At 63.8% G+C, this 23,896-nt stretch carries 27 protein-coding genes; 17 read left to right on the top strand and 10 right to left on the bottom strand.

Translation table 11 applies throughout. The annotated features are described in order from the left end of the window. Positions 1-380 precede the first annotated feature (380 nt). Both AC1D1B_RS05155 and AC1D1B_RS05150 read right to left on the bottom strand, forming a co-directional pair. Positions 381-1,448, bottom strand: a complete 1,068-nt coding sequence (locus AC1D1B_RS05155; protein WP_477329936.1) for a TraB/GumN family protein — start codon at positions 1,446-1,448, stop codon at positions 381-383. Positions 1,449-1,509: 61 nt separating this feature from the next. Beyond that, entirely contained in the window at positions 1,510-2,448 is a 939-nt protein-coding gene (locus tag AC1D1B_RS05150) for a tyrosine recombinase XerC (RefSeq protein ID WP_477329934.1), read from the bottom strand. 118 nt (positions 2,449-2,566) lie between these two features. On the opposite strand from AC1D1B_RS05150, the gene rimM reads away from it, so the two are divergent. Together rimM and trmD are read left to right on the top strand one after the other, a co-directional pair. Continuing rightward, complete coding sequence (rimM, locus tag AC1D1B_RS05145) at positions 2,567-3,166, top strand: ribosome maturation factor RimM (protein WP_477329932.1); 600 nt, start codon at positions 2,567-2,569, stop codon at positions 3,164-3,166. After that, entirely contained in the window at positions 3,163-3,861 is a 699-nt protein-coding gene (gene trmD / locus AC1D1B_RS05140; RefSeq protein ID WP_477329929.1) for a tRNA (guanosine(37)-N1)-methyltransferase TrmD, read from the top strand. The genes rimM and trmD overlap by 4 nt, the downstream gene beginning before the upstream one ends. On the opposite strand, the gene AC1D1B_RS05135 is transcribed toward trmD, so the two are convergent. Then, positions 3,843-4,595, bottom strand: coding sequence for a sulfite exporter TauE/SafE family protein (locus AC1D1B_RS05135; protein WP_477330547.1), 753 nt, complete (start codon positions 4,593-4,595; stop codon positions 3,843-3,845). The genes trmD and AC1D1B_RS05135 overlap by 19 nt on opposite strands. 341 nt (positions 4,596-4,936) lie before the next feature. Here AC1D1B_RS05135 and rplS point away from each other — a divergent pair, with 341 nt between their 5' ends. The 9 genes from rplS to AC1D1B_RS05090 all read left to right on the top strand — a co-directional run bounded on the left by rplS (position 4,937) and on the right by AC1D1B_RS05090 (position 13,837). Further along, positions 4,937-5,488, top strand: a complete 552-nt coding sequence (gene rplS, locus AC1D1B_RS05130; RefSeq protein WP_142867183.1) for a 50S ribosomal protein L19 — start codon at positions 4,937-4,939, stop codon at positions 5,486-5,488. A 156-nt stretch (positions 5,489-5,644) separates the two neighbouring features. Beyond that, positions 5,645-6,073: an organic hydroperoxide resistance protein gene (locus AC1D1B_RS05125; RefSeq protein ID WP_477329927.1), complete on the top strand. Its 429-nt coding sequence runs from the start codon at positions 5,645-5,647 to the stop codon at positions 6,071-6,073. Continuing rightward, positions 6,070-6,567, top strand: coding sequence for a MarR family winged helix-turn-helix transcriptional regulator (locus AC1D1B_RS05120; protein WP_477329925.1), 498 nt, complete (start codon positions 6,070-6,072; stop codon positions 6,565-6,567). Before AC1D1B_RS05125 ends, AC1D1B_RS05120 begins: the two co-directional genes overlap by 4 nt. A 237-nt stretch (positions 6,568-6,804) precedes the next feature. Beyond that, positions 6,805-7,605 (top strand): transporter substrate-binding domain-containing protein, encoded by an 801-nt coding sequence (locus AC1D1B_RS05115; RefSeq protein WP_477329923.1) that lies wholly within the window; start codon positions 6,805-6,807, stop codon positions 7,603-7,605. 163 nt (positions 7,606-7,768) lie between these two features. After that, a complete protein-coding gene (locus AC1D1B_RS05110; protein WP_477329921.1) occupies positions 7,769-8,584 on the top strand; it encodes an amino acid ABC transporter permease in 816 nt (271 codons plus the stop codon). A gap of 57 nt (positions 8,585-8,641) precedes the next feature. After that, on the top strand, positions 8,642-9,277 hold the full coding sequence (locus AC1D1B_RS05105) for a class I SAM-dependent DNA methyltransferase (RefSeq protein ID WP_477329919.1): 636 nt from the start codon (positions 8,642-8,644) through the stop codon (positions 9,275-9,277). 500 nt (positions 9,278-9,777) lie between these two features. Beyond that, positions 9,778-11,187 (top strand): 3-isopropylmalate dehydratase large subunit, encoded by a 1,410-nt coding sequence (gene leuC, locus AC1D1B_RS05100; protein ID WP_477329917.1) that lies wholly within the window; start codon positions 9,778-9,780, stop codon positions 11,185-11,187. A 164-nt stretch (positions 11,188-11,351) separates the two neighbouring features. Continuing rightward, a complete protein-coding gene (locus AC1D1B_RS05095; protein WP_477329915.1) occupies positions 11,352-12,548 on the top strand; it encodes a GGDEF domain-containing protein in 1,197 nt (398 codons plus the stop codon). A 65-nt stretch (positions 12,549-12,613) separates the two neighbouring features. Then, on the top strand, positions 12,614-13,837 hold the full coding sequence (locus AC1D1B_RS05090) for a GGDEF domain-containing protein (RefSeq protein ID WP_477329913.1): 1,224 nt from the start codon (positions 12,614-12,616) through the stop codon (positions 13,835-13,837). On the opposite strand, the gene AC1D1B_RS05085 is transcribed toward AC1D1B_RS05090, so the two are convergent. Next, the gene (locus AC1D1B_RS05085; RefSeq protein WP_477329911.1) at positions 13,821-14,192 is read right to left on the bottom strand and encodes a hypothetical protein; all 372 of its coding nucleotides are present in this window, start codon (positions 14,190-14,192) and stop codon (positions 13,821-13,823) included. The genes AC1D1B_RS05090 and AC1D1B_RS05085 overlap by 17 nt on opposite strands. A 254-nt stretch (positions 14,193-14,446) precedes the next feature. Here AC1D1B_RS05085 and AC1D1B_RS05080 point away from each other — a divergent pair, with 254 nt between their 5' ends. The 5 genes from AC1D1B_RS05080 (at position 14,447) to rpsP (ending at position 18,825) form a co-directional block, all read left to right on the top strand. Then, complete coding sequence (locus tag AC1D1B_RS05080) at positions 14,447-14,905, top strand: hypothetical protein (protein ID WP_477329909.1); 459 nt, start codon at positions 14,447-14,449, stop codon at positions 14,903-14,905. 245 nt (positions 14,906-15,150) lie between these two features. Further along, positions 15,151-16,110, top strand: coding sequence for a lysostaphin resistance A-like protein (locus AC1D1B_RS05075; RefSeq protein WP_477329907.1), 960 nt, complete (start codon positions 15,151-15,153; stop codon positions 16,108-16,110). Between the two features lie 307 nt (positions 16,111-16,417). Next, positions 16,418-18,037 carry a signal recognition particle protein gene (ffh, locus tag AC1D1B_RS05070; protein WP_477329905.1) on the top strand — a complete coding sequence of 540 codons (1,620 nt, stop codon included), beginning with the start codon at positions 16,418-16,420 and terminating at the stop codon, positions 18,035-18,037. Between the two features lie 10 nt (positions 18,038-18,047). Continuing rightward, the gene (locus AC1D1B_RS05065) at positions 18,048-18,374 is read left to right on the top strand and encodes a chorismate mutase (RefSeq protein WP_112393828.1); all 327 of its coding nucleotides are present in this window, start codon (positions 18,048-18,050) and stop codon (positions 18,372-18,374) included. A 49-nt stretch (positions 18,375-18,423) separates the two neighbouring features. Beyond that, the gene (gene rpsP / locus AC1D1B_RS05060) at positions 18,424-18,825 is read left to right on the top strand and encodes a 30S ribosomal protein S16 (RefSeq protein ID WP_112560130.1); all 402 of its coding nucleotides are present in this window, start codon (positions 18,424-18,426) and stop codon (positions 18,823-18,825) included. Positions 18,826-18,895: 70 nt separating this feature from the next. Here the strand turns inward: rpsP and AC1D1B_RS05055 are convergent, their stop codons facing one another. The 4 genes from AC1D1B_RS05055 to AC1D1B_RS05040 all read right to left on the bottom strand — a co-directional run bounded on the left by AC1D1B_RS05055 (position 18,896) and on the right by AC1D1B_RS05040 (position 21,364). Next, the gene (locus AC1D1B_RS05055) at positions 18,896-19,159 is read right to left on the bottom strand and encodes a YMGG-like glycine zipper-containing protein (protein ID WP_477329903.1); all 264 of its coding nucleotides are present in this window, start codon (positions 19,157-19,159) and stop codon (positions 18,896-18,898) included. Between the two features lie 155 nt (positions 19,160-19,314). Then, positions 19,315-19,842: an SRPBCC family protein gene (locus AC1D1B_RS05050; protein WP_477329901.1), complete on the bottom strand. Its 528-nt coding sequence runs from the start codon at positions 19,840-19,842 to the stop codon at positions 19,315-19,317. Between the two features lie 78 nt (positions 19,843-19,920). Continuing rightward, complete coding sequence (locus AC1D1B_RS05045) at positions 19,921-20,331, bottom strand: DoxX family protein (protein ID WP_477329899.1); 411 nt, start codon at positions 20,329-20,331, stop codon at positions 19,921-19,923. A gap of 127 nt (positions 20,332-20,458) precedes the next feature. Continuing rightward, positions 20,459-21,364 (bottom strand): bestrophin family protein, encoded by a 906-nt coding sequence (locus AC1D1B_RS05040; RefSeq protein WP_477329897.1) that lies wholly within the window; start codon positions 21,362-21,364, stop codon positions 20,459-20,461. A 169-nt stretch (positions 21,365-21,533) separates the two neighbouring features. On the opposite strand from AC1D1B_RS05040, the gene AC1D1B_RS05035 reads away from it, so the two are divergent. Then, a complete protein-coding gene (locus AC1D1B_RS05035; protein WP_477329896.1) occupies positions 21,534-21,941 on the top strand; it encodes an ACT domain-containing protein in 408 nt (135 codons plus the stop codon). Between the two features lie 3 nt (positions 21,942-21,944). Here the strand turns inward: AC1D1B_RS05035 and AC1D1B_RS05030 are convergent, their stop codons facing one another. Both AC1D1B_RS05030 and AC1D1B_RS05025 read right to left on the bottom strand, forming a co-directional pair. Then, complete coding sequence (locus AC1D1B_RS05030) at positions 21,945-22,397, bottom strand: N-acetyltransferase family protein (RefSeq protein ID WP_477329894.1); 453 nt, start codon at positions 22,395-22,397, stop codon at positions 21,945-21,947. Between the two features lie 187 nt (positions 22,398-22,584). Then, on the bottom strand, positions 22,585-23,619 hold the full coding sequence (locus AC1D1B_RS05025; protein WP_477265866.1) for an aspartate-semialdehyde dehydrogenase: 1,035 nt from the start codon (positions 23,617-23,619) through the stop codon (positions 22,585-22,587). Between the last annotated feature and the right edge of the window lie 277 nt (positions 23,620-23,896).

Below are 23,896 nucleotides of genomic sequence, written 5' to 3'. Positions count from 1 at the left end.
CGACAATCGCAAGGATGACGACGACCAGCGCAATCAGCCAGCCGCTGCCACCGCCCGATTTGGGCGCTGAGCCTGGGTCGTTAGGGTTCGACATAAAAGTGTCCTCCATGGATGAAAAGCATCAAACAACACCCATCAACGCGCAACCGTTGAACGGGTTTCATACTAGGCCTGGAAATTGCCGAACGCAGGAAAATTCTGATTCGCAATCGTTCGGTGGCCTGTATTTCCCCCGCAAAATCAATCGCGAGTGAGCGAAAAGGAGCTTACCTGTGCTTTTTCGCCAAAAATAGGGCCAACCGGTCTTCGGACCGCGAATCAGCTGCGGATTCAGACAGACCCGAGCCTTGCGTGATTCGGCAGGCAAGGAGACGCGCAGATCAGTCGACAGCGGTGACAGTATAGCCGGCTTTGCGAAAATCCTCGACCAGGCCTTCGGGGCCGGGAAGATGCAGGGCGCCGACCGCCATAAAGACGTTGCCCTTTGCCAGGATCGGCTGGGCATGGTCGACCATCACCTTGTTGCGGTCGGTGATCATGGCCTGGTCGAAGGCGGCGTACCCCGCAGCGTCGTCCTCTTCGCCCGGGGACATTGAACGCAGGAGCGGCCAGAATGTGCCGGTGTCGCCGTGCTGGTAGAGCACGATCATGGTCTCGTTGATGTCGTTTATCTTGTCGCCGAGCTTCAAGGTTTCAACCAGCCCCTTGATGTGAAAGGCGATCGGCAGCGAAGCCATGGCGCGGAGCTGTCCGGCAGCGGTTTCCAAGCCTTCCACCGGCTTGCCCAAGGCCTTGGCGTCCTCAGCCAGCTTGACGTCGAGAACCGGCGCGCCGCCTGCCTGGCGGGCGACCTCGCACACCGGCAGCGCGACCATGGCCGACAGCAACCAAGGCTTCATCTTGGAGACGCTCGCCGGCGGAATGCCGCGCGCATCGAGCCCCTTGTTCACCACCGCCGCATCCTCCGGCGACAGCAGTGACGACAGCGTCGTGCTGTCGGTGAACATCATCAGCTCGGGCTCCTTGAGCATGGCCTCCATCATCTTCTGCTTGTCGAGCACGTCGGTGGTTTCGATGATGATGGTGCCGGCAGCGTCATAGGCCTTCTTGGCGGCCGGCGGCAGGGCGGTCACGCGCGGGTCGGTCATGTGCATGGTGCCAAACAGGAAGGATGGCTTTTCGCCGGCCTTCTCCAGCTTCCACAACAGGCCTTTGCCGTTCAGCGTCGCCGCCGCTTGCGTCTCGATCTTGGCATAGGTGGCGGGGTCGTCCTTCTGCAGGGCCGACAGCAAATCGGAGCCGGCACAGACCGGGGCTTTGGCATGCGCCTTGCCCATGGCGAGCAGCAGCACGATGAGGAAAGACAGGAAAAACAGCGCGTTGAGCGCGACGAGCAGCTTCAGCGACACAAGGGCCGCGCGGTCGGCGATGGCGATGACGCGTTTCATGATCGCTTTCTAGGACCGAAAAGCGGCAAAACGGTTAACTCGCATGTCGAAATTGGAGAGTTCACGCCCTTGGATGGGCGGACTCGTAGATTTCGAGCAGCCTTGCGGTGTCGACGCCGGTATAGACTTGCGTCGTCGACAGGCTGGCGTGACCGAGAAGCTCCTGGATGGTGCGCAAGTCGCCGCCGCGGCCAAGCAGATGGGTGGCGAAGGAATGGCGCAAGGCATGTGGCGTGGCGGTATCCGGCAGGTTTAGCGCCGAGCGCAGCTTGGCCATGTCGCGCTGGACTATGGCCGGGTTGAGCGGTCCGCCACGGGCGCCGCGAAACAGCAGGCCCTTCGGGTCGAGATAATAGGGACAGAGTTTCCGGTACTCGGCGATAGCGCGCAGCGCCACCGGCAGCACCGGCACCAGCCGCGTCTTGCCGCCCTTGCCGGTGACGCGCAGCACGGTGTCGGCCTCCGATGCCAGATCGGCGGCGCTGAGGCCAAGCGCCTCGGAAATGCGCAGGCCCGAACCATAGAGCAGCGTCAGCACGGCGGCATTGCGGGCGGCGATCCAGGGCTCCTCCGCCAATTGGCCTTCCACCGAGACGACGTGTTTTGCGTCGCTGGCGGTCAGTGGCTTGGGCAGCGATTTCGGCTGGCGCGGCGCGCGCAAGGCTGCGGCTCCGGCGGCGTTGGCAAGGCCGCGCCGTTCGAGGAAGCGCAGCAGCGAGCGAATGCCGGCAAGACCACGTCCGAGCGTCCGGGCGCCCGCGCCTGCGTTGCGCCGCGCGGCGAGAAAGCCGCGCAGATCGGCCGGGCGTAAAGTGGCGATGTCGGAAATGCCGGGCGAGCCGCCGCAATGTCCGGTCAGGAACTGCAGGAACTGGCGCGTGTCGCGCTCATAGGCCTCGACCGTCGCCGGTGCCAGCCGGCGCTCGCGCGCCAGCATCTTCAGCCAGCTCTCGCGCGCCGCCTGGAGGTCGGGTTTTGCCGGGATGAGAAATTCCTGCATACGGCCATTGTCAGACAGCCGGGTTAGGAAGCGGTGAAGAACCTGTCATTGAAATGGCCACGGGCGATCATTGAAATGACGCCGGGAGGGCGTTAGAGCAGGGCAAAGGACATCAGCCATGAGCAAGCCCCAAAACCCCGTCCAGATGGCCGTGATAGGCGCCGCCCACGGCATCAAGGGCGAATTGCGGGTAAAGACCTTTACCGGCGAGCCGCTGGCGCTGGCCGATTATGGACCGCTCTATGCCAAGGATGGCCGTGCCTTCCAGATCATCGATATAAGGCCGGCCAACACCGTCGTCGTGGTGCGCTTCAAGGGCGTTGCCGACCGCAACGCCGCCGAGGCGCTGGCCGGAACCGAGCTGTTTGTCGATCGCTCGATGCTGCCGGACGATGGCGAGGAGGACGAGTTCTACCATGCCGATCTCGTCGGGCTCGAGGTCCGCGACGACAAGGACGCGGTCATCGGCAAGGTGGTCGCCGTACATAATTTCGGCGGCGGTGACATTCTCGACGTCACGCTCGGCGGGCGCAAAGGCGTGCTGATCCCGTTCACCCAGGCCGCCGTGCCGCAGGTGGCGGTTGCCGAAGGCTTTGTCCGCGTCGACCCGGCAGCGGCCGGGTTGGTCGACGACGAGGATGGCGAGGCGCCGCGAGAAGAAGGCTTCGACGCAAAGGGCCGGCCGCGCGGACCGAAGGACGCCGGGGGTAACCGGTGACGTTCGAGGCATCGGTGCTGACGCTCTATCCCGAGATGTTCCCGGGCGGGCTTGGCGTGTCGCTGGCCGGGCGGGCGCTCGAGGCAGGTACATGGTCGCTGGAAGCGGTCCAGATCCGCGACTTCGCCGAGGATCGCCACCACACGGTCGACGACACACCGGCCGGCGGCGGCGCCGGCATGGTGATGCGCGCCGATGTGCTGGCCAAGGCGATCGACCATACCTCGCCGGCAGGCGATCCGCGGCCAAAACTGCTAATGAGCCCGCGTGGCAAACCGCTGACGCAGGCGCGTGTGCGTGAGCTTGCCGCCGGGCCGGGCGCGGTCATCGTCTGCGGCCGCTTCGAAGGCGTCGACCAGCGACTGATCGAGGCGCGTGGACTGGAAGAAGTCTCCATCGGCGATTTCATTCTCTCCGGCGGCGAGCCGGCGGCGCTGGTGCTGCTCGACGCCGTGGTGCGGCTGTTGCCCGGCGTCATGGGCAATGCGGTATCGGGCGAAGAGGAGAGCTTTGAGAACGGTCTGCTCGAGCATCCGCATTACACGCGGCCGCAGGAGTTCGAGGGGAGGCCGATCCCCGACGTGCTGGTGTCCGGCAACCACAAGAAGATCGCCGCCTGGCGGCGCGCGGAGTCCGAGAAGCTGACGAAGGAACGGCGGCCTGACCTGCTCGCCGCTCAGCCCTTGGTGAAGTAATAAAACGCCAGAAACAGGCCGACGGCGATGACGAAGCCGCGCACCACGTTTTGCGGCACGCGCTTGGCAAGCCATACACCGGCATAGCCGCCGAGTGCGCCGCCGGGGATCATGACGATTGCCTGCGGCCAGGCGACGACGCCGCCGGAGACGAAGACGATGATCGCCACCGCCGCGATGACCACGGCCAGCATGTTCTTCAGCGCATTCAGCCGGTGGTAGTCGCCGGCCTGGGTCAGGCCGAGCGTCGCCAGCATCATCACGCCCATGCCGGCCCCGAAGAAGCCGCCATAGACGGCGGTGAGAAACTGCGCCAGCGAACCGGCGAGCGAGCCGACCGCAGCCTCGTGCCCGGGCTTCGGCGCCGGTTTCAGCCAAGGTCCGGCGGCGAACAGTGCGGTGGCGGCCAGCAGCAACCACGGCACCATGACACGGAAGGACGGGTTGGACAGCGCCAGAAGAATAAAGGCGCCGGCCAGAGCGCCGGCCGCCGAGATCAGGCAGAGCAACAGCGCGCCGCGCCAGAAATGCTTGATGTCGGTCCAGTAGGCGAGCGTCGAGGTGATGTAGCCCGGAAACTGCGTCACCGACGAGGTGGCGTTGGCGACGATCGGCGGCACGCCGACCAGCGACATGGCGCCAAAGGTAATGAAGGTGCCGCCGCCGGCGACCGCATTGCATGCGCCAGACAGAAAGCCTGCCGCAAACAGAAGGGCTGCGTCGAGAACGGAGATGTCGAAAATCGTCATGAGAGTGGCGCCGGACAACAATGCTTCGTCCGGCTTAGGAAGCTTGCGGGGCAGGCGCAACCCTGTACTGGACGATTGCGTGGTGGCATGCGACCAAAAAAGACAGGGCCAAGGCGTGACAAACCAGTGAAATAGCTGTATGTGCCCGCCCGAACCGGAAGAAAAATCTACCGGACCCGTCAACAATGACGGTGTAGTCGCCCCTGCCCAATGTCCTGAAGACAAGATGTCTCGGGGGACAAAGGGCATAGCCGAGCGGTCAATAGAACTGCAAGGCGAGTGTCGGACGCTCTGACTGTCGGAAGAACAAGAAGTGGATACTCAAGATGGATATCATCCGTCAGCTCGAGGCCGAACAGGCCGCCAAGATCGAAGCCAAGCGCAAGCTTCCCGAATTCCAGCCCGGCGACACCGTGCGCGTCCAGGTCCGCGTGACCGAAGGCACCCGTACCCGCGTCCAGGCCTATGAGGGCGTCGTCATCGCCCGCTCCGGCGCCGGCTTCCAGGAAAATTTCACCGTCCGCAAGATCTCCTATGGCGAAGGCGTCGAGCGCGTTTTCCCGGTCTTCTCGCCGATGGTCGAGGGCGTCGAGATCGTGCGCCGCGGCAAGGTGCGTCGCGCCAAGCTGTATTATTTGCGCGATCGTCGCGGCAAGTCGGCCCGTATTTCGGAAAACACCGGCGTGCGCGCCCGCAAGCTGAACGATGAGGAGCGCGACGCGCTGAACGCCGAGAAGGCCCGCATCGAGGCCGAGAAGGTCGCTGCCGCCCAGGCGCTGGCAGCCGAGACGGCCGCCAAGGAAGCCGCCGAGAAGAAGGCCGCCGACGAAGCTGAAGCAGCAGCCAAGGCCGCCGCGGAAGCGACCCCGGCCGAGTAAGATCTCGACCAAGGATTTTGAAAGGGCGGCTTCGGCCGCCTTTTTTCGTTTCACCAGACTGTGAACGATTGCCGGCCGGGAAATTCGGCCGCGGCTGTTGACCGCATATTATCTTGTGTACTAAATAATCGTGCACAAACAAATTGGAGAACTGACATGGCACTCTACACCACACAGGCTCGCGTCACCGGCGGCCGCGCCGGCCATGGCGAGACCAGCGACGGCCTGCTAAAGGTCGACCTCGCTCTGCCGAAGGAACTCGGCGGGCAGGGTGGCGCCACCAATCCCGAGCAGCTGTTCGCGGTCGGCTATGCCGCCTGCTTCGAAAGCGCCATCCGCTTCGTCGCGCGCAAGCAGAAGCTGCCGCTGACCGATGCGTCGGTGACCTCCACCGTCAGCCTGCTTCCCAATGGCGAAGGCTTCAAACTCGGTGTCGCGCTCGCCGCGGAGACGAAAGGCCTTGATCAGGCGGCGGCGGAAGCGCTTGTATCGGCTGCGCATCAGATTTGCCCCTATTCCAATGCGATCAAAGGCAATATCGAGGTGGCGCTTTCGACTGTGGCGCTTCCGGCAAAGGCAGCATGACGACCAAGACCGAAACGAGAGTCCCAGAAGTCCCGGCGGACACCGCCGGGATGACCGCCGTTCCGCGCCTCGACCAGCAGCTCTGCTTCGCGCTCTATTCGGCAAGCGGGCTGATGACCAAGCTCTACCGGCCGCTGCTCGACCCGCTCGGCCTCACCTATCCGCAATATCTGGCGATGCTGGCGCTGTGGCAGCACGCGCCGAGCACGGTCGGCGAACTCGGCGAGGCGCTGGGGCTGGATTCTGCGACGCTGACGCCGCTGCTCAAGCGGCTTGAAGCAGGCGGCCTGGTCACCCGGCGGCGGGATCCGGCCGACGAGCGCCGCGTAATGGTCGAACCGACGGCACAAGGCCAGGCGCTGCGCGCTCGCATCAAGGATGTGTCCGCAGGCCTTGCCTGTGGGATGCCGCTCGAGGTCGAGGAGCTGAAATCGCTGCACCGGACCTTGACCGGATTTGTCGCCAAGTTGCGTGACGCCACGTCAACTTCCTGATCCGTCATTTGACGGTTTCCCTTGAGTTTGGAAGCGGACTAGCTAGCCGTCGCGGATCACGGAATAGATGCCGACCGCGAGGCGTTCTAAAGCCGCGCCGGTTGAAGGCATTGGAATCCGCTTTCACCGGGCGCTGAGCACCGGACCGGCTTGCAAGCCGCCTGCGGACGGCTAAAGTCGCGCCTGGATTTTTATGCGAGCCCGGCTGCAAGCGGGCTTCTCATCCTGGAGTGTGTCATGACCAAATCGAAGCTGCTGCTGGCCGCCCTCGCGGCCTGTTTCCTCGCGCCCGTCGCTGCATGGGCGGCCGATGCGCTGCCCGATCTCGGCGGCAAGAAGGTGGTGGTGGTGACGGAAAACGCCTATCCGCCGCTGCAGTTCATCGATCCCAAGACCGGCAAGCAGATCGGCTGGGAATATGACGCGATGGACGAGATCGCCAAGCGGCTGAACTTCAAGGTCGAGTACCAGAACACCTCCTGGGATGCGATGATCCAGGCGGTTTCAGACAACCAGTACAACATTGGCATGACCGGCATCACCATCAAGGACGACCGCAAGGAGAAGGTCGATTTCTCCGACCCCTATATGCGTTCGGAGCAGTTCATGCTGGTGCGCGGCGATGAAAGCCGATTCACCGACGCCAAGACGTTCGCCGACTTCAAGGACGGGCTGATCGGCGCGCAGGCCGGCACCACGCCTTTCTACACCGCCGTCTACAGCGTGCTCGACGGCAATGAGCAGAACCCGCGCATCAAGCAGTTCGAGACGTTCGGCGCCTCGGTGCAGGCGCTGAAGTCCGGCGATGTCGATGTCGTCCTGACCGACGGCACCGCTGGCAAGGGCTATGTCGACGCCTCCGAAGGCAAGCTCAAGCTGATCGGCGGCCCGCTCGGCACCGAGGATTTCGGCTTCATCTTCCCGAAAGGCTCGGATCTGGTGAAACCGGTCAACGCCGCGATCGCCGCGCTCAAGGCCGACGGCACGCTGGAAGCGCTGAACAAGAAGTGGTTTCTTGACTACAAGATGGGGCAGTGATGCCCGATGCCTTACCCTCTCCCTTGTGGGGAGGGTCGATCCGCGAAGCAAAGCGGGGTGGGGGCGCCGGCGCCCTGTCACCACCCCCACCCCGGCTCACCAGCTTTGCGATGCAAAGCTTGTTCGCCGACCCTCCCCGCAAGGGGGAGGGTGAAGCACCCTGATGGCCACGCCCCCCGCCTCCACCCAAAAATCCGACTTCCCCTGGTGGCTTGCCGCCGCGATTGTTCTTGCGGTGATCGCCGCGCTCTATATTGCCGCCAGCGATCTCTACGCCCAGGTGTTTGCCACCGTCGCCAAGGGCATCGGCATCACCATCTTCGTCACCGTGGTTGCCTTTGCACTGGCGTCTGCCATCGGCCTAGGCATTGCGCTGATGGGGCTGTCGGGGTCGCGCTGGCTCCGGCAAATCGCCCGCTTCTATGTCGAGATCATCCGCGGCGTGCCGATCCTGGTGCTGTTGTTCTGGATCGCCTTTGCAGGCGCGCCAGCCTTCGTCGCGGCATGGAACGCGCTGACCGCGCCGCTGCAAAACGCCGGCCTGATGGGCGAGCTTTTGGTGCGCGACGTATCGCTGCTCTGGCGCGCCATCATGGCGCTAACCATCGGCTATTCCGCCTTCATCTCCGAGGTCTTTCGCGCCGGCATCCAGTCGGTCGAGAAGGGCCAGATCGAGGCGGCCAAGGCGCTGGGGCTTTCGCGCACGCAGCGCTTCCGGCTGATCGTCTTCCCGCAGGCGATCCGCACCATATTGCCGCCGCTCGGCAACGACTTCGTCGCCATGGTCAAGGATTCCTCGCTGGTCTCGGTGCTCGGCGTCGCCGACATCACCCAGATGGGCAAGATCTACGCCGCCGGTTCGTTCCGCTTCTTCGAGACCTATTCGATCGTAGCCTATATCTATCTCATCCTGACCGTCGGCCTGTCGCTGGCGTTGCGCGCGCTGGAGCAGCGACTGCGGCGGGCGCAGGAGGAATAGAAGTCCGGCGCGGACACGGCTACGATCGAGACCGGATCGTGCCGGAGGATGCAAGCGATGAATGTCGACAAGGCCAATGCGGCGCTGGAGTCCGTCTACACGGCCGACACGCCGGAGGGTTTGGCCAAGGCCTATGCAGACTGGGCGGCGACCTATGACAGCGAGACCGCTTCGCTCGGTTACTTGCTGCCGTTCCTGATCACCGCCTGGGTGGCGCGCCATGTGCCGGCGGGCGAAGGCCCGCTGCTCGACGCCGGCTGCGGCACCGGCCTGTCCGGCCCGTCGCTGAAGGCGCTGGGCTATCACGACATTGCCGGCCTCGACCTGTCGGACGACATGCTGAAGATCGCCGGCAGCCGCAATGCCTATGGCGATCTGAAACAGGCCATGCTCGGCGGCCCACTGCCCTGGCCAGACGGGCATTTCCGCGCTTTCTTCTCGACCGGCGTCTTCACCATCAGCCATGCGCCTGCCTCCGGCCTGCACGAACTTGTCCGCATCACCAGAAAAGGCGGCCACGCCATCTTCACCGTGCGCGATCAGGTCTTTGAAAGCGGCGGTTTTCAGGCCGTGTTCGACGAGTTGGAGCAATCCGGGAAGTGGCGGCCGGTCGAGCAAAGCCGATGGTTCCGCTGCTACGCCATCGCCGAGCCGGACGCGCTGGTGAAGACGTTTGTGTTCGAGGTAATGTGAACGCTGACGCCCTTCCCCTTCTCCCCTTGTGGGGTGAGCAGCCGGTTCGCCGCAGGCGAATTCATCGTGCCAGTGGCACGATGGAAGGCCGGCGAACGCCGGGACGCTGCGAAGCAGCGGGGACCCGGCAGGGTGGATCGGCCACCACCCCGGCCCTTCGCAGGCTCAGGGCGTTCGAAGCTCGAAAAGCCAAGCAATTGGCTTTTCGTCCGCTACGCGAACCGCTTCTCACCCCACAAGGGGAGAAGGGGAAGCCACGCCCAGCCACGCGCCAATTGCCGAAAAGCCAAAACATTGGTATGAGCCACGCCATGGAAGAGCTTTTTGGCGATCCGGCCTATAAGGGTTTCGTGCTGCAGGACAGAAAACGCCTGCCGTCGCGCTTCTCCGCGCGCGTTTCGGGCGCGCTTACCAGCCGACTTAGCTAGGCCGCTTTCGCCGGGCCGAAGGCCTCCGGCGCGTCTGCCCTTCCCCTTTGTCAAATCGACGGATTTACGCACATGAGCGCACCGCGCACCCTCTACGACAAGATATTCGACGACCATATCGTCGACCGCCAGGACGACGGCACCTGCCTGCTCTACATCGACCGCCACCTCGTCCATGAAGTGACCAGCCCGCAGGCCTTCGAAGGCCTGCGCATGAGCGGCCGCAAAGTCCGCCACCCGGAAAAGACGCTGGCCGTGGTCGACCACAACGTCTCGACCTCGCCCGAGCGCAAGTTCGGCATCAAGAACGAGGAAAGCCGCATCCAGGTCGAGGCGCTGGCCAAGAACGCCAAGGATTTCGGTGTCGAGTACTATTCCGAAAACGATATCCGCCAGGGCATCGTCCACATCATCGGGCCGGAGCAGGGCTTTACGCTGCCGGGCATGACCATCGTTTGCGGCGATAGCCACACCTCCACGCATGGCGCTTTCGGCGCGCTGGCGCACGGCATCGGTACGTCGGAAGTCGAGCATGTGCTGGCGACGCAGACGCTGATCCAGCGCAAGGCCAAGAACATGCTGGTGCGCGTCGACGGCAAGTTGCCGGAAGGCGTCACCGCCAAGGACATCATTCTGGCCATCATCGGCGAGATCGGCACCGCCGGCGGCACCGGCTATGTCATCGAATATGCCGGCGAGGCGATCCGCGCGCTGTCGATGGAAGGCCGCATGACGATCTGCAACATGTCGATCGAGGGCGGCGCCCGCGCCGGCTTGATTGCGGCCGACGAAACCACCTTCGCCTATGTCAAGGACAAGCCGCGCGCGCCGAAGGGCGCGTCGTGGGACGCCGCGCTCGAATACTGGAAGACGCTGCAGTCCGACGAGGGCGCGCATTTCGACAAGGTGATCGTGCTCGACGCGGCCAAGCTGCCGCCGATCGTCTCCTGGGGTTCCTCGCCCGAGGACGTGGTTTCGGTGCAGGGAGTCGTTCCCAATCCCGAAGAGATCACGGACGAGAACAAGCGCACCTCGAAGATCCGCGCGCTCGACTATATGGGGCTGACACCGGGCACCAAGATCACCGACATCACGCTCGATCGCGTCTTCATCGGCTCCTGCACCAATGGCCGCATCGAGGATCTGCGCGCGGTGGCCAAGGTGGTCGAAGGCAAGACCGTGAGTGCGCATGTCGACGCGATGATTGTGCCGGGCTCCGGTCTGGTCAAGGAACAGGCGGAAGCCGAGGGTCTCGACAAGATCTTCATCGCCGCCGGTTTCGACTGGCGCGAGCCGGGCTGCTCGATGTGCCTGGCCATGAACGACGACCGGCTGAAGCCGCATGAGCGCTGCGCCTCGACCTCGAACCGCAATTTCGAGGGCCGGCAAGGCTTCAAGGGCCGCACCCATCTGGTGTCGCCGGCAATGGCGGCGGCGGCGGCGATCGCCGGCCATTTCGTCGACATCCGCGACTGGAAATAGTTTCCGGCACGCAGCTCATAGTTCATACCGGGCCCCGGATCGCATCGCCGTCCGGGGCCCTTTTTTTCATCAACTTTTGCCCGCATATTCGCTCTGGCTTAACCGCTTGTTGGGGCTTGCGCTCTAAGGTCTTCCCCGACGTCAAGCGGGGAAGTCACCGTCCTTTGGACACCGGTCTGTTCATAGCGCTGCTCAATCCGACGATCGCGCTGGCGCTCGGCGCGGCGTTCCTCGTGCTTTGGTTCTATCAGCGTCACCGGCCCTATCTGGCGGTGCTTGGCGTTAGCTACTGCATGTCCGCGCCCGGCTTCCTGCTGCAGTATTTTACCTTGCCCGGCGGTATGGTGCTGACCAAGCTGGTCTCCAACCTCTGCTTCACCTTCGCCGCCTGCTGCCTCGTCGGCGCGATCATCTCGCGCTATGGCAGGCGAGTGCCCTATATCGCGATCGGCATTCTGGCCGGCGGCGGGCTAGCCGCGTTCTGCTGGTACCTGTTCGTCCAGCCGGACCTCACCTGGCGCATCCTGGCCATCAATTTCGGTTTTGGCGGGCTTAGTCTGCTGGTCGCCGCCGAGCTGCGCGTCGTGCGCGACAACGGCCCGACCGAAAAGATCCTGTTTGTGCTGTCGCTGTTGTCGGGGCTGAACTTCATCGGTCGGACGCTGCTCGTCGTCATCTCGCACGGGCCTTTCACCAGCTATGACGGGTTCTATGGCTCGTCCTACTGGACGACGGCGCTGCTTACCCATGCGTTGCTGTCGCTGCTGATCGCGCTGTGCCTGTTCTCAGCCGCCGCGCTCGACGTGATGAAGGCGCTCAAGGCCGAGACCTACACCGACCCACTGTCGGGTCTTCTCAACCGGCGCGGGTTTGAGGAAAGGGCGGTCATGCTGCTCGACCAGTGTTCCAGGGCGAGGCTCCCGGTCGCCATGGTGCTGGCCGACCTCGATCACTTCAAGGCGCTCAACGATCTGCACGGCCATGCCGCCGGCGACAAGGTCATCGCCGATTTCGCAGCCAAGCTGCGCTTCGCGACCGGCACGCGCGGTGCCGCCGGCCGCATCGGCGGCGAGGAATTCGCCGTGCTGTTGCCGTTGAGCGACCTGGCTTCGGCGCGGCTTTTCGCCGAAGCGATCCGTACCTACTATTCGGCCGGCGCAGTCAACGGCCTTCCGCCGGGCACCAGGGTGACCGCGAGCTTCGGCGTCGCGGCGCGCACCGGCGACGAAGGACTGGAGCCGTTGATGCGGCGCGCCGACGAGGCGCTCTACAAGGCCAAGAAGAACGGCCGCGACAGCGTGCGGCTGTCCTATGAGCGGGCCGAAACGGTGTTCATTTCGGATTCCAGAAGCGCCAGCTAAGGTGCGGCGTTAACGTCTTTTTCGCCCGTCGGTGATTTGCTGTTGGCCAGAGCGCGAAAGAGGCCATGAGCAGCGCAGACTTCATTCTGGTCATCAACATGTGCGTCGCAGCCTTGCTGGCCGCGGCCTTCATGACGATCGCCGTTCATGGCGTCGGCCGTGCGGCGGCGCGCTGGCTGGCGTTCGGCTATGTCCTGGGCATAGCCTATTGCGTCATCGAGTTCAGCATCCCGGCCTTCGCCAATGCGCGGCCCCCAGTTGTCGCCGCCTTTGCTGTTTTCCTCGCCGCCACCATCGCCTTCAATGGCGGGCTCGCCCGCAAATACGGTGTGACGCCGCCCTGGACGCCGATGCTGGTCTTCCTGGTCTTCGCCACCGTCGCCGTCTATTTCGTGCAGGACCTGCCGCGGCAATCGCTTGTGCGCATGATGGCCTACCAGCTTCCCTATGCCGCCATGCAATTTGTCGGGCTGGCCATCGTGTGGTCGTCCAGGCAAAGACGTGGGTGGCTGGACACCACTCTGATGGCGGTTCTGGCCGCCAGTGCGGTGCAGTTCGCCTCAAAGCCGTTCATTGCCGGCGCTCTGGGCGGCTGGGGCGCCAACCCGCAGTCCTATCTGCAGAGCAGCTACGCCCTGGTATCGCAGTCGCTGGGCACCGTCTTCGCGCTGGCGCTGGCGCTCTTGATATTGGCCGTGCTGGTTAGCGATGTGCTGGCCGAGGCGACGTCAAGGTCGGAAACCGACATGCTGTCACAGCTGCTCAACCGCGGCGGCTTCGAGCGCCATGCCAAGCTGGCGCTGCGCGACGCCACGCGCCAGGGTGTGCCGGTGGCGCTGGTCATTGCCGATCTCGATCATTTCAAGGGCATCAACGACAGTTTCGGCCATGCCTCCGGCGATCGCGTCATCGAGACCTTCGCCGGTTTCCTGCGCGACGCTGCTGCCGACCATCATGTCGCCGGCCGCATCGGCGGCGAGGAGTTCGCCATCATCCTGCCGGGCACCAACCTTGCCGCTGCAAGGCTGTTTGCCGAGGGCACGCGCAGCGCCTTCGGCGCCTTGCCGATCGAGAGCCTGCCGGCGGACCACCGCTGCAGCGCCAGCTTCGGCGTCGCCGAGCTTCATGCGGGGGAATATTTCTCCGACCTTTTGCGGCGCGCCGACGACGCGCTCTATCTGGCCAAGGGCTCAGGCCGCAACTGCGTGCGCGTCTCGACCGGGCTAACCGTCGTGCGGCAGCCGGCGACAAAGGCCGGCCATACCGATTGGTCTAGCGGCAAGGGCTGAGGTTGGGCATCTCGCCGTCGGAGAGGCCGTACATATAGGAGCGGCCCTTCACGAACACCGGCGGCTGATAGCAGCCACGTCTGGAGACGTGGTCTGCCTCATCTTCATACAGGACTTCCGGTTCTGCTTCCGGCTGGCCGGCGCTGGTGTAGTCGGACAATTTCTTGGCCAGTTTGCCTTCGCCGACGATGATGCGCTTGTAGCCGGCGGCGCTGTCGATGACGAGATTGCCGAAGGAATCGGCATAGACGCGGTCATGATGGCGCGACCAGGCCATTGCCGGGGCGGCGAAGCCGAGACTGGCTGCCGCCAGCACAAGCGCCGCAAGGCGTGCTCTTCCTGAATTCGAAAGCATGGTGTCCTCTCTGCTCTGGACCCGTTCGAATCGGAAATTAACCTTTTATTAACCTTTGTTAAGAGGGTAGGTGCATCCAGCGGCGATCTCTCGTCAAACATGGTTAATATCCGACGGGATGGAAAACCCCGACGTCATCTTTCGGCCATGCTTGCCCGCACCATCGGCCGGCGACGCACGCAACTGCACTGACGCCGGGTGAGCTTGATCTTGGCGGAACGTCGCGGCTAGTTTGCCGCGCAGGAGGAGACCATATGGCGTTACGCCGGACGTTTCGGGTGACGCTTTTGTCGGTCCCCTTGCTGGTTGCCGCAGCCTGCGTGCCGCAGACCACCCCGCCCAAGGCGGTGAATACTGTATCACCCACTGTCGCGCCCGCTCCGGCTCAGCAGTCCACCGCGCCCGTGGCGCCCTCGGCTCCGGCAGCGCCTACCGCACCTCCTGCCAAGATCGTCACCGACCTTACCGCGCCGCGGTCTGCTGTCGGCACGGCGACTTACAGATGCGGCAATGGCGGCATGATCACCATCCAGAACCTCGGCACGGCGCTGCGCGTGGTGAGGCCAGATGGCACGACCGAGGAGTTTGCGGCATCACCCGCCAACCAGTCCAGCCGCTACCAGGAAGCGGCGTCGCATGACGCAATCGTGATCGACGGGCGCGAGGCGCTGGTGATGAAGAGGGGCTCGACGCCACAGACCTGCAAGCGCTAGTTGGGTGTATTGATATTCAGGTGGGCTGGCCTGCGAATAGCAGCGTCCTGCGCTGCCGGTGTTCACGTACGAAGAGTACGCTCCGCTCTCATTCTCAGCTCGGCCTGACCTGAAGTGTGTACGGCTTCAGCCCAAGCGGCGCGAGATACTCTTCGCGCAGGATTTCGCTAGGGTGAGGGGCAATTGCGCGCACGACGCCAATCTCCTAGATCATGCGACCCGGTGCGTTCGGCAGAGGAATTCGCGTGATATCAGATACAACCGCCTTCGAGCGCTATCGGAACACGGCCACCGAAAAGACGAATCTGCCGCGCCTGGCAATCGGGACGGCGATCGTCGTCCTGTTTTGGGTGGCGATCACTTTAGTGGTGGTACTTGGCGGCACCTATCTCGCCATCATCTGGCATCTATTGCCGGGCGATCCGCGCGGGCCGCTACAGGGCTTTCTGGCCTCACCGATCGGGATACTCACCGCGCTCACCTCGTTCGCCGGTATCTGGCTCGGCCTGTGGCTTGCCATGCGTTTCGTCCATGGCGAGCCGCTGACCGCGCTCTTTGGCGCCAGCCGCCGCGTCTCCTGGCCGGGCTTCTTCAAGGGCCTGATCGCGGTGCTGATCACATCGGCGCTTTCCGAAGTCCTGCTCTATTGCCTGCAGCCCGAGATTGCGCGCGGCACGATCAGCCTGTCGACCTGGCTGCTGTTCCTGGTCCCGATCATGGCGCTGGCGCTGCTGCAGACCTCGTCGGAGGAGATGCTGTTTCGCGGCTATCTGCTGCGCGGCCTGGCCAAGCGCTTCGAGAGCCCGTACGTCTGGGCGCTGCTGCCCGCTTTGCTGTTCACCTCCCTGCATTGGAGCCCGGATTCGAGCCTCGCCATCAACGCCTGCGTGCTGGCCTCGATCGCCGCCTTCGCTCTGCTGTTGACGCTGGTGGTCTATGTCACCGGCAATCTCGGCGCTGGCCTCGGCGCCCATCTCGGCAATAATCTCACCGGCTTCCTGCTGATCTCGCATCAGGAGAACTACAATTCCTTCGCCCTGTTCAACGCCAAGCCGCTGGAAGGCCCCGACTGGACGACGACGGATGCGATCATTATCGCCGCCATCGGCATCGTCTGCACCTTGCTGACGATCTTGCTGCTCCTGCACCCACGCTCGCCGCTGAAGGTCACGGCGAACCTTCGGGATGCAGCCCCGGTGAACTGAGCCAGGATCGGCGCAGAGACCCGGTAAGCCGCCTTTGTCTTGACTCTTCGCTGGATTTCCTGTCTACAGCCCGCAATTCCGCGACGAGTATCCCTCCGAGCAAGCCGACCAGGACGCCAAAACCTCTTTGAGGTGGGTGCTTTAAACAGATCCTGGAGGCCAACACCCGGCAGCGCTGAGCGCCCCCGGGTGCTTTTTGGCTTTGCGCTTGCCCGGGCTTTGTTTGGACAAGCTCTTTTGTTTGGACACTTGGCGCGAACGCATTACCTCTCGGGCACCATCCGGGTGCCTGAGAAAAGGAAACAGAATGTTTGAATCGCTGCAGGAGCGCCTTGGCTCTATCCTGAACGGCCTGACCGGCCGCGGCGCGCTGTCGGAGGCTGATGTCTCGGCGGCGCTGCGCGAGGTGCGCCGTGCGCTGCTCGAGGCGGACGTGGCGCTGGAAGTGGTGCGCTCCTTCACCGACAAGGTGCGCGAGAAAGCCGTCGGCGCCGCCGTCGTCAAGTCGATCAAGCCCGGACAGATGGTCGTCAAGATCGTCCATGACGAGCTGGTCGACATGCTGGGCGCCGAAGGCGTCGCCATTGACCTCAATGCGCCGGCCCCGGTCGTCATCATGATGGTCGGCCTGCAGGGCTCCGGCAAGACGACGACCTCGGCCAAGATCGCCAAGCGGCTGACCGAGCGCCAGAACAAGAAGGTCCTGATGGCCTCGCTCGACACGCGGCGTCCCGCCGCGCAGGAGCAACTCCGCCAGCTCGGCGAGCAGGTCAAGGTGGCGACGCTGCCGGTCATCGCTGGCCAGAACCCGGTCGAGATCGCCAGGCGTGCCGTGCAGGCGGCCAAGCTCGGCGGCCATGACATCGTTATCCTCGACACTGCCGGCCGCACCCATATCGACGAGCCGCTGATGGTCGAGATGGCCGACATCAAGAAGGTGTCGAGCCCGCACGAGATCCTGCTGGTCGCGGATTCGCTGACCGGCCAGGACGCCGTCAATCTGGCGAAAAGCTTCGACGAACGCGTCGGCATCACCGGCCTGGTGCTCACCCGCATGGACGGCGACGGCCGTGGCGGCGCAGCGCTTTCGATGCGCGCCGTCACCGGCAAGCCGATCAAGCTGATCGGCACCGGCGAAAAGATGGACGGGCTGGAGGAGTTCCACCCCAAGCGCATCGCCGACCGCATTCTCGGCATGGGCGATATCGTCTCGCTGGTCGAAAAAGCCGCCGAGAACATCGACGCCGAGCAGGCGGCGGCGATGGCCAAGAAGATGCAGTCGGGCAAGTTCGATTTGAACGACCTTGCCGGCCAGCTTCAGCAGATGTCGAAAATGGGCGGCATGGGCGGCATCATGGGCATGATGCCCGGCATGGGCAAGATGAAGGACCAGATGGCCGCCGCCGGCCTCGACGACAAGATGTTCGGCCGCCAGCTCGCCATCATCTCGTCGATGACCAAGGCCGAGCGCGCCAACCCCGACATGCTGAAACATTCGCGCAAGAAGCGCATCGCCGCCGGCTCCGGTACCGACGCGGCTGAGATCAACAAACTCCTCAAGATGCATCGCGGCATGGCCGACATGATGAAGGCGATGGGCGGCAAGGGCAAAGGCGGCGGCCTGATGCGCGGCATGATGGGCGGCCTGGCCTCCAAGATGGGCCTCGGCGGCATGATGCCGGGCGGAATGGGTGGCCCAGGGGGCATGATGGGCGGCGGCATGCCCGACCTGTCGAAGATGGATCCCAAGCAGCTCGAAGCCTTGCAGAAGCAGGCGCAGGCTGCCGGCCTCGGCGGCATGAAGGGCATGCCCGGTGGCCTTCCCGGTGGCGGTGGCCTGCCGGGCCTGCCTGGCGGCATGAAACTTCCGGGGCTTCCCGGCCTGGGTGGCGGCGGCGGGCTGCCCGGCCTTGGCAAGAAGAAGTGAGGACACGCGGATGAACGAAGAAAAAGACATGGCCGACGCCCGCACCATCCTGGCCGGCTACCGCGCTTCGATCGACAACATCGACGCTGCCCTCATCCACATGCTGGCCGAGCGCTTCCGCTGCACCAAGGCGGTCGGCGTGCTGAAGGCCGAACATGGCCTGCCGCCAGCCGACCCGGCGCGCGAGCAGGAGCAGATCACCCGCCTTCGCCAGCTGGCGAAGGATGCCCATCTCGACCCCGATTTCGCGGAAAAATTCCTCAACTTCGTCGTCCGCGAAGTGATCCGCCATCACGAGCAGATCGCCGCGTCCAACGGCGCAAGCAAAGCCGGCTAAGTATTAGCCACACCCTATCAATGAAATCAGAGCTTTTAGGAGAAATGAAATGGCACTGAAGATCAGACTGGCCCGTGCGGGCTCGAAGAAGCGTCCTTACTACCACGTCGTCATCGCCGACGCCCGTTCGCCGCGCGACGGCCGGTTCATCGAGTCGATCGGCTCGTGGAACCCGCTGCTGCCGAAGGACGGCGAGCGCGTCAAGGTCGACGCCGACCGCGTCAAGCATTGGCTGTCGCATGGCGCCCAGCCGACCGACCGCGTGCTGCGCTTCCTCGACGAGGCCGGCCTCCTCAAGCGTGAAGCCCGCTCCAACCCGAAGAAGGCCGAGCCGGGCAAAAAGGCGCAGGAACGCGCCGCCCTGCTGAAGAAGGCCCAGGAAGACGCAGCCGCCGCCGTTGCCGCCGCTGCAGCAGCCCCGGCCGAGGCGGAAGCCGCTACCGCGGAGTAAGCATTCGCTTCATCACATCGACAAAACGGCGGGCCTGTGCCCGCCGTTTTGCTATTGGATCAGCTTCCGCTCAGTAGCCTTGCGGGCAACGGTCGATGTAGGTGCGCCCATAACGGTCGCGATAACGGCACTGGCCGCTTTCGCTGGCATGGCCGATCAGTGCGCCGGCTACGGCGCCGACGGCACCGCCGATGACGGCGCCCTGAACCGGATCATTTGCCACCGCTGCGCCAACCGCCGCGCCGCCGAGGCCGCCGACCGCGGCCCCCTTTTCGGTTTGCGAGCACGCGCCGAGCGCGGTCGCCAGAACCAGAATGATAATCGCTTTTTTCATTGTCGTTCCTCTCTCTCACGCCGATCAACGTACTCGCCGTCATGGTTCTAACTCTCAGACGGCTAATTTGATCCCGAAGACGTGGGAGATCGCGGTGTCCGCGCCGGTCACATTCGTGTCGATCGCCGCAGAGCCTGTTGAAATTCCAGACGTTTTTACCGTTCGGTCGCCTTCTTCAGGTTGGCGAGGCCCGCCTCGAAATCCTTGCCGATAAGCGTGTCGAAATTCATGAACAGGCCCATCAGCTTGGCAATGAAAGGCCGGCTGCCGCGCATCGCCCAGGTAACATTGGTGGTGTCACCGGCCGGCTTCAGGGTGAAGTCGACGCTGTTGTTGGCCCTGAACGGCTTTTCGAAGTCGAGCTTCAGCGACACCAGCGACGATGGCACCGAATTGACGATCTCCATGCGCCCCTTGCCGGCCTTGGCATTGCCTTCCCAGGCATAGGCAGCGCCCTTGCCGGCATCAGTGCCGGACAGCGTGCGCTTCATCTCCGGGTCGAGCTTTTCGTAGGGCGACCACTCGGGCCAACTCCTGAAATCGTTGATCAGCGGAAAGATCACTTCCGGCGCGGCCTTGATGCTGGCCGTGCGGGCGGTGACGAAATCATTCGGCCGCGTCGCGGCATAGGCAAGGACGGCGGCGATGATGACGACCAGGATGATGAGGATGGTGATGAACATCTTTTTTCTCCTAAAAGCAATTCCAGGAAAAGTGTGAAGCGGTTTTCCGTCCGGAATTGCGTCGAAACGGTGAAACGCTTAGCGGCTGAACGGGATCAGGGCGCGCACCCTTGGGTCGCGCAGATACAGGCCGCCCCACAGGATGATGCCGAGATAGACGCCGAACAGCGTGTGCGAGAACAGCGGGCTGCCGACGCGCATATTGGTGGCGATGGCGCCGCCGAGATAGCCGGTGAGCAGGATGGCGCCGAGCACCGAGGTGCGCGGCAGCGCATAGAGCGCCGTCGAGATCAGCCCGATGATGCCGAGCAGGCGCGCGACATTGACATCGGCCGGCCAGCCGAGCGGTACCATGGTCTGGGTGACGACATCGAGCGGCGGCAGCTTGATGGCGCCGTCGAAGATCATGAACAGGATGATGAGGCCGCTGAGCACGCGGCCGGTCCACAGGGCGCCCGACGAGACAGGCGTGGTTTGAGAAATACTCATAGTGTTCCCTCCTTGATGGTTGGAGCCGTTTGCCAGCTTCGAACCAAGGACGCGGCATGAGGCGGCGATCCTACAAGGTCGGATTCTTTTTGACCCACCGTGGCGTCGGCCACCCGTGTGTCGAGGCCTACGAAAAGTAAAACTTCTCGGCCGGAATCATTTTCGGCGGCGTCTCACCCAGTGCCTCGAACACCGAGATCTCGCAGACGCGGCAGAGGCCGTCGAGCGCGAGATCGTTGGCCTCGGTGCCGAACGGATCCTCGAGCTCTTCCGACAGCGCGTCGAGGCCGAAGAAGGTGTAGGCGATCAGCGCCGTGAACAGCGGCGTCGCCCAACCGGTGGTCGATATCAGTCCGATGGGCAGGAGCAGGCAGACTATGTAGGCGGTGCGGTGCACCAGCAGCGTATAGGCAAAGGGCAACGGCGTGCCGGCGATCCGTTCGCAACCGGCCTGGATGGCGGTGATCGATGCCAGCCTTTCATCGAGAATACGAAAGCCGATCGGATCGACCTCGCCGGCAAGGCGCTGTGCATTAGCGCGCCGGCCCATGCGCCGGACCATCTCGTCCGCCGGGTTGGAGAAGGTGGCAACTGCATCCGCCTCGGCTTCGATGAAGGCGCGGGCATCCTTGGTGCTATCGATCTTGCGCAATTGCCCACGCAGGAAATGACAGAAGGCAAGCGCCTCCATCAGCAAGGCGCGCTGCTCGGCTCGCTCCGCGACCAGGCTGGTCGTGGCGCGCGCCAGGTTGCGGATTTCGAACACCAGCCCGCCCCACAGCTTGCGCGCCTCCCACCAGCGGTCATAGGCGGCGTTGTTGCGGAACGAGAGGTAGATCGACAAGGTCACGCCCACCAGACCGAAAGGCGTGATGTTGAAGACGCCGAGATCGAGATGAAACTCGCGCGCCACCACAAGGATGACCGCGGAATAAAACGCGAAGCCGAGAATCTGCGGCAGGATGCGGGGCACCACAGAACCGCGCATGACGAAGAAGAGCTGCAGGAATGTCGGGCGCGGGCGAACGATCATCGAAAGGCCTTTCACGGACCGCACGGGTCTCAGCTCGCCGATTGTGCGATGCGGCAGCCTCGAATGGCTCAGCCGCCAGCGACATTGCCATGTCGTCGGCGCGGCTATCGGTATCGACCGGCCGCGGATATTGAAGGACTCTGCCTGTTACCATCCGGCGAGGAAAGCAATGAACGGCGAGACCGATCTGAAAAAACTGCTGGCGACGATGACGCCGGACTTGCTGCCGGACGTCTACGTTTTCGCCACGCTCACGCCTGGAACCAGCCAGCCGGAAGGCCTCGATCCCGTCATGGTCTTTCGCGAGCGTGAGGGTGTGACGCTGATTGTGACCGAGGACGCAGCGCGGTCCGCGGAGCTGACCGCTTCGTTCCGCTGCAGCATGATCACGCTGAACGTCCATTCGTCGCTGGAAGCCGTCGGCTTCCTCGCCGCCATCACCACCCGGCTGGCCGCCGCCGGCATGGGCGTCAATCCGGTCTCGGCCTTTTATCATGACCATCTGTTCGTGCCCGCTGAGCGGGCGGAGGACGCGATGGGTTTGCTGCGCGAGTTGGCCAGGGACAGCGCCGACTGAGCTTTACACTCGACGGAAATACAGAATGTCCGGCAGGCCTTCCTCATTGGTGGTGCCGTCGCCGAAACTCTCGGCAACGAATCCGTGGCGCTCATAGAAGCGCCGGGCGTCGGTGTTGGCCTGGAAGCAACGCAGTTTCACGATCCGTTGCGCGGCGGTCGTTTGCATCAGCAGCCGGCTGCCGATGCCTTGTCCAGTCCAGGCGGGGTCGAGATAGAGCTGTTCCACCCAATCACCGCTGACGGCGATGAAGCCGACGATGCAGTTGCCGGCCTCGGCCACCGTCACCTGCTGCTGGGGCAACACCATGTCGCGGATGAACGCAAGGTCCTCGTCTGGCGTGTGGACGACCGGCATCCAGTCGAACGAACCAAGGGCTGCTCGCATGAGCCTGGCGATGGCAGCTGCGTCCGGACCGATGGCGGGACGCAGGAAGATCTTGGCGGGGTCGTTCAAAAGACGTTTCTCAACAAAGGCCAGTGCTGCCCCTCATCCCCCTGCCGGGACCTTCTCCCCGTATAGTGACGGGGAGAAGGAATGCTTCCGGCCGAAGGCCGAGCCCGCGACTGCGGGCCGCCGGCTTTCCGGCGCCCCCGCGGAGGGCCCGCCGCGGCAGCGGCGATACGGCCCGTGAGCGATAAACCTACGCCGCCTTCTTCTTGGGCTGGATCAGGCCGCGCTCGACCAAAAGCTCGGCGATCTGCACCGCGTTGAGCGCCGCGCCCTTGCGCAGATTGTCCGACACGATCCACATCGACAGGCCGTTGTCGATGGTCGAGTCCTCGCGGATGCGCGAGATGAAGGTGGCGTCTTCGCCGGCCGATTCGAGCGGCGTGATGTAGCCGCCGTCCTCGCGCTTGTCCAAGACCTGGCAGCCCGGCGCCTCGCGCAGGATGTCGCGCGCCTCGTCAGCGGTGATCGGCTTTTCGAACTCGATGTTGACCGCTTCCGAATGGCCGATGAACACCGGCACGCGTACGCAGGTCGCCGTCAGCTTGATCTTGGGGTCGAGCATCTTCTTGGTCTCGGCGACCATCTTCCACTCTTCCTTGGTGAAACCATCGTCGAGGAAGACGTCGATATGCGGGATGACGTTGAAGGCGATGCGCTTGGTGAACTTCTTGACGTCGACCTGGTCGGCGACAAACACGGCGCGGGTCTGCGTGAACAGCTCGTCCATACCTTCCTTGCCGGCGCCCGACACCGACTGATAGGTGGCGACGACGACGCGCTTGATGGTGGCGAAGTCATGTAGCGGCTTCAGCGCCACGACCAACTGTGCCGTCGAGCAGTTCGGGTTGGCGATGATGTTCTTGCGCGTAAACAGCGAGATCGCGTCCGGGTTCACTTCCGGCACGATCAGCGGCACGTCCTGGTCGTAGCGGAACGCCGACGAATTATCGATGACGACGCAGCCCTGCTTGCCGATCTTCGGCGACCATTCCTTGGAGACATTGCCGCCGGCCGACATGATGCAGATGTCGGTGTCGGAAAAATCATACTGGTCGAGCGTCTTGACCTTCAGCGTACGATCGCCGAACGACACTTCGGTGCCCTGGCTGCGCCGCGAGGCTAGCGCCACGACTTCACTCACTGGAAAACCGCGCTCTTCCAGTATGTTGAGCATTTCGCGGCCCACATTGCCCGTGGCGCCGACTACCGCAACTTTGAAACTCATAAAGATCTCCTGTCCCTCTCCGCTTGGTTTTTGGAGAAAACCCGCCGGCCAATGCGGGTTTCGTCCCCCGGGCCGGACCCGGGAGAGGGTGGTTAGGCCAAGGGAATCACACCGTTTTGGTGGTGGTTTTGGCCATAGTTTTGGTTGAACGGTAAGACGCGCGAACGCGACCGGCCCCACTGACGTGGCCGGGGAAGTCGAATGCAAGAAGCGCCATCAGAAGGCCGCGCATCGAAAATGATCCCGTTCGATGCCGGCTTTTACGCGGTTTGCATCA

This window comes from Mesorhizobium sp. P2_C5_2, from assembly GCF_056404535.1.
Note: the sequence above shows the minus strand (reverse complement) of the source record. Positions and strands in the feature narration are given on the sequence as shown.

Excerpts from the sequence above, each read along its gene's own strand:
- AC1D1B_RS05050 (WP_477329901.1), bottom strand. The coding sequence starts at position 19,842 with ATGTTCATCACCATCCTCATCATCCTGGTCGTCATCATCGCCGCCGTC.
- AC1D1B_RS05080 (WP_477329909.1), top strand. The coding sequence starts at position 14,447 with ATGGCGTTACGCCGGACGTTTCGGGTGACGCTTTTGTCGGTCCCCTTG.
- AC1D1B_RS05085 (WP_477329911.1), bottom strand. The coding sequence starts at position 14,192 with ATGCTTTCGAATTCAGGAAGAGCACGCCTTGCGGCGCTTGTGCTGGCG.
- AC1D1B_RS05090 (WP_477329913.1), top strand. The coding sequence starts at position 12,614 with ATGAGCAGCGCAGACTTCATTCTGGTCATCAACATGTGCGTCGCAGCC.
- AC1D1B_RS05035 (WP_477329896.1), top strand. The coding sequence starts at position 21,534 with ATGAACGGCGAGACCGATCTGAAAAAACTGCTGGCGACGATGACGCCG.
- AC1D1B_RS05150 (WP_477329934.1), bottom strand. The coding sequence starts at position 2,448 with ATGCAGGAATTTCTCATCCCGGCAAAACCCGACCTCCAGGCGGCGCGC.
- leuC (WP_477329917.1), top strand. The coding sequence starts at position 9,778 with ATGAGCGCACCGCGCACCCTCTACGACAAGATATTCGACGACCATATC.
- AC1D1B_RS05115 (WP_477329923.1), top strand. The coding sequence starts at position 6,805 with ATGACCAAATCGAAGCTGCTGCTGGCCGCCCTCGCGGCCTGTTTCCTC.
- AC1D1B_RS05065 (WP_112393828.1), top strand. The coding sequence starts at position 18,048 with ATGAACGAAGAAAAAGACATGGCCGACGCCCGCACCATCCTGGCCGGC.
- AC1D1B_RS05045 (WP_477329899.1), bottom strand. The coding sequence starts at position 20,331 with ATGAGTATTTCTCAAACCACGCCTGTCTCGTCGGGCGCCCTGTGGACC.
- ffh (WP_477329905.1), top strand. The coding sequence starts at position 16,418 with ATGTTTGAATCGCTGCAGGAGCGCCTTGGCTCTATCCTGAACGGCCTG.
- AC1D1B_RS05110 (WP_477329921.1), top strand. The coding sequence starts at position 7,769 with ATGGCCACGCCCCCCGCCTCCACCCAAAAATCCGACTTCCCCTGGTGG.
- AC1D1B_RS05025 (WP_477265866.1), bottom strand. The coding sequence starts at position 23,619 with ATGAGTTTCAAAGTTGCGGTAGTCGGCGCCACGGGCAATGTGGGCCGC.
- AC1D1B_RS05120 (WP_477329925.1), top strand. The coding sequence starts at position 6,070 with ATGACGACCAAGACCGAAACGAGAGTCCCAGAAGTCCCGGCGGACACC.
- rplS (WP_142867183.1), top strand. The coding sequence starts at position 4,937 with ATGGATATCATCCGTCAGCTCGAGGCCGAACAGGCCGCCAAGATCGAA.
- AC1D1B_RS05055 (WP_477329903.1), bottom strand. The coding sequence starts at position 19,159 with ATGAAAAAAGCGATTATCATTCTGGTTCTGGCGACCGCGCTCGGCGCG.
- AC1D1B_RS05105 (WP_477329919.1), top strand. The coding sequence starts at position 8,642 with ATGAATGTCGACAAGGCCAATGCGGCGCTGGAGTCCGTCTACACGGCC.
- AC1D1B_RS05155 (WP_477329936.1), bottom strand. The coding sequence starts at position 1,448 with ATGAAACGCGTCATCGCCATCGCCGACCGCGCGGCCCTTGTGTCGCTG.
- AC1D1B_RS05040 (WP_477329897.1), bottom strand. The coding sequence starts at position 21,364 with ATGATCGTTCGCCCGCGCCCGACATTCCTGCAGCTCTTCTTCGTCATG.
- rimM (WP_477329932.1), top strand. The coding sequence starts at position 2,567 with ATGAGCAAGCCCCAAAACCCCGTCCAGATGGCCGTGATAGGCGCCGCC.
- rpsP (WP_112560130.1), top strand. The coding sequence starts at position 18,424 with ATGGCACTGAAGATCAGACTGGCCCGTGCGGGCTCGAAGAAGCGTCCT.
- AC1D1B_RS05125 (WP_477329927.1), top strand. The coding sequence starts at position 5,645 with ATGGCACTCTACACCACACAGGCTCGCGTCACCGGCGGCCGCGCCGGC.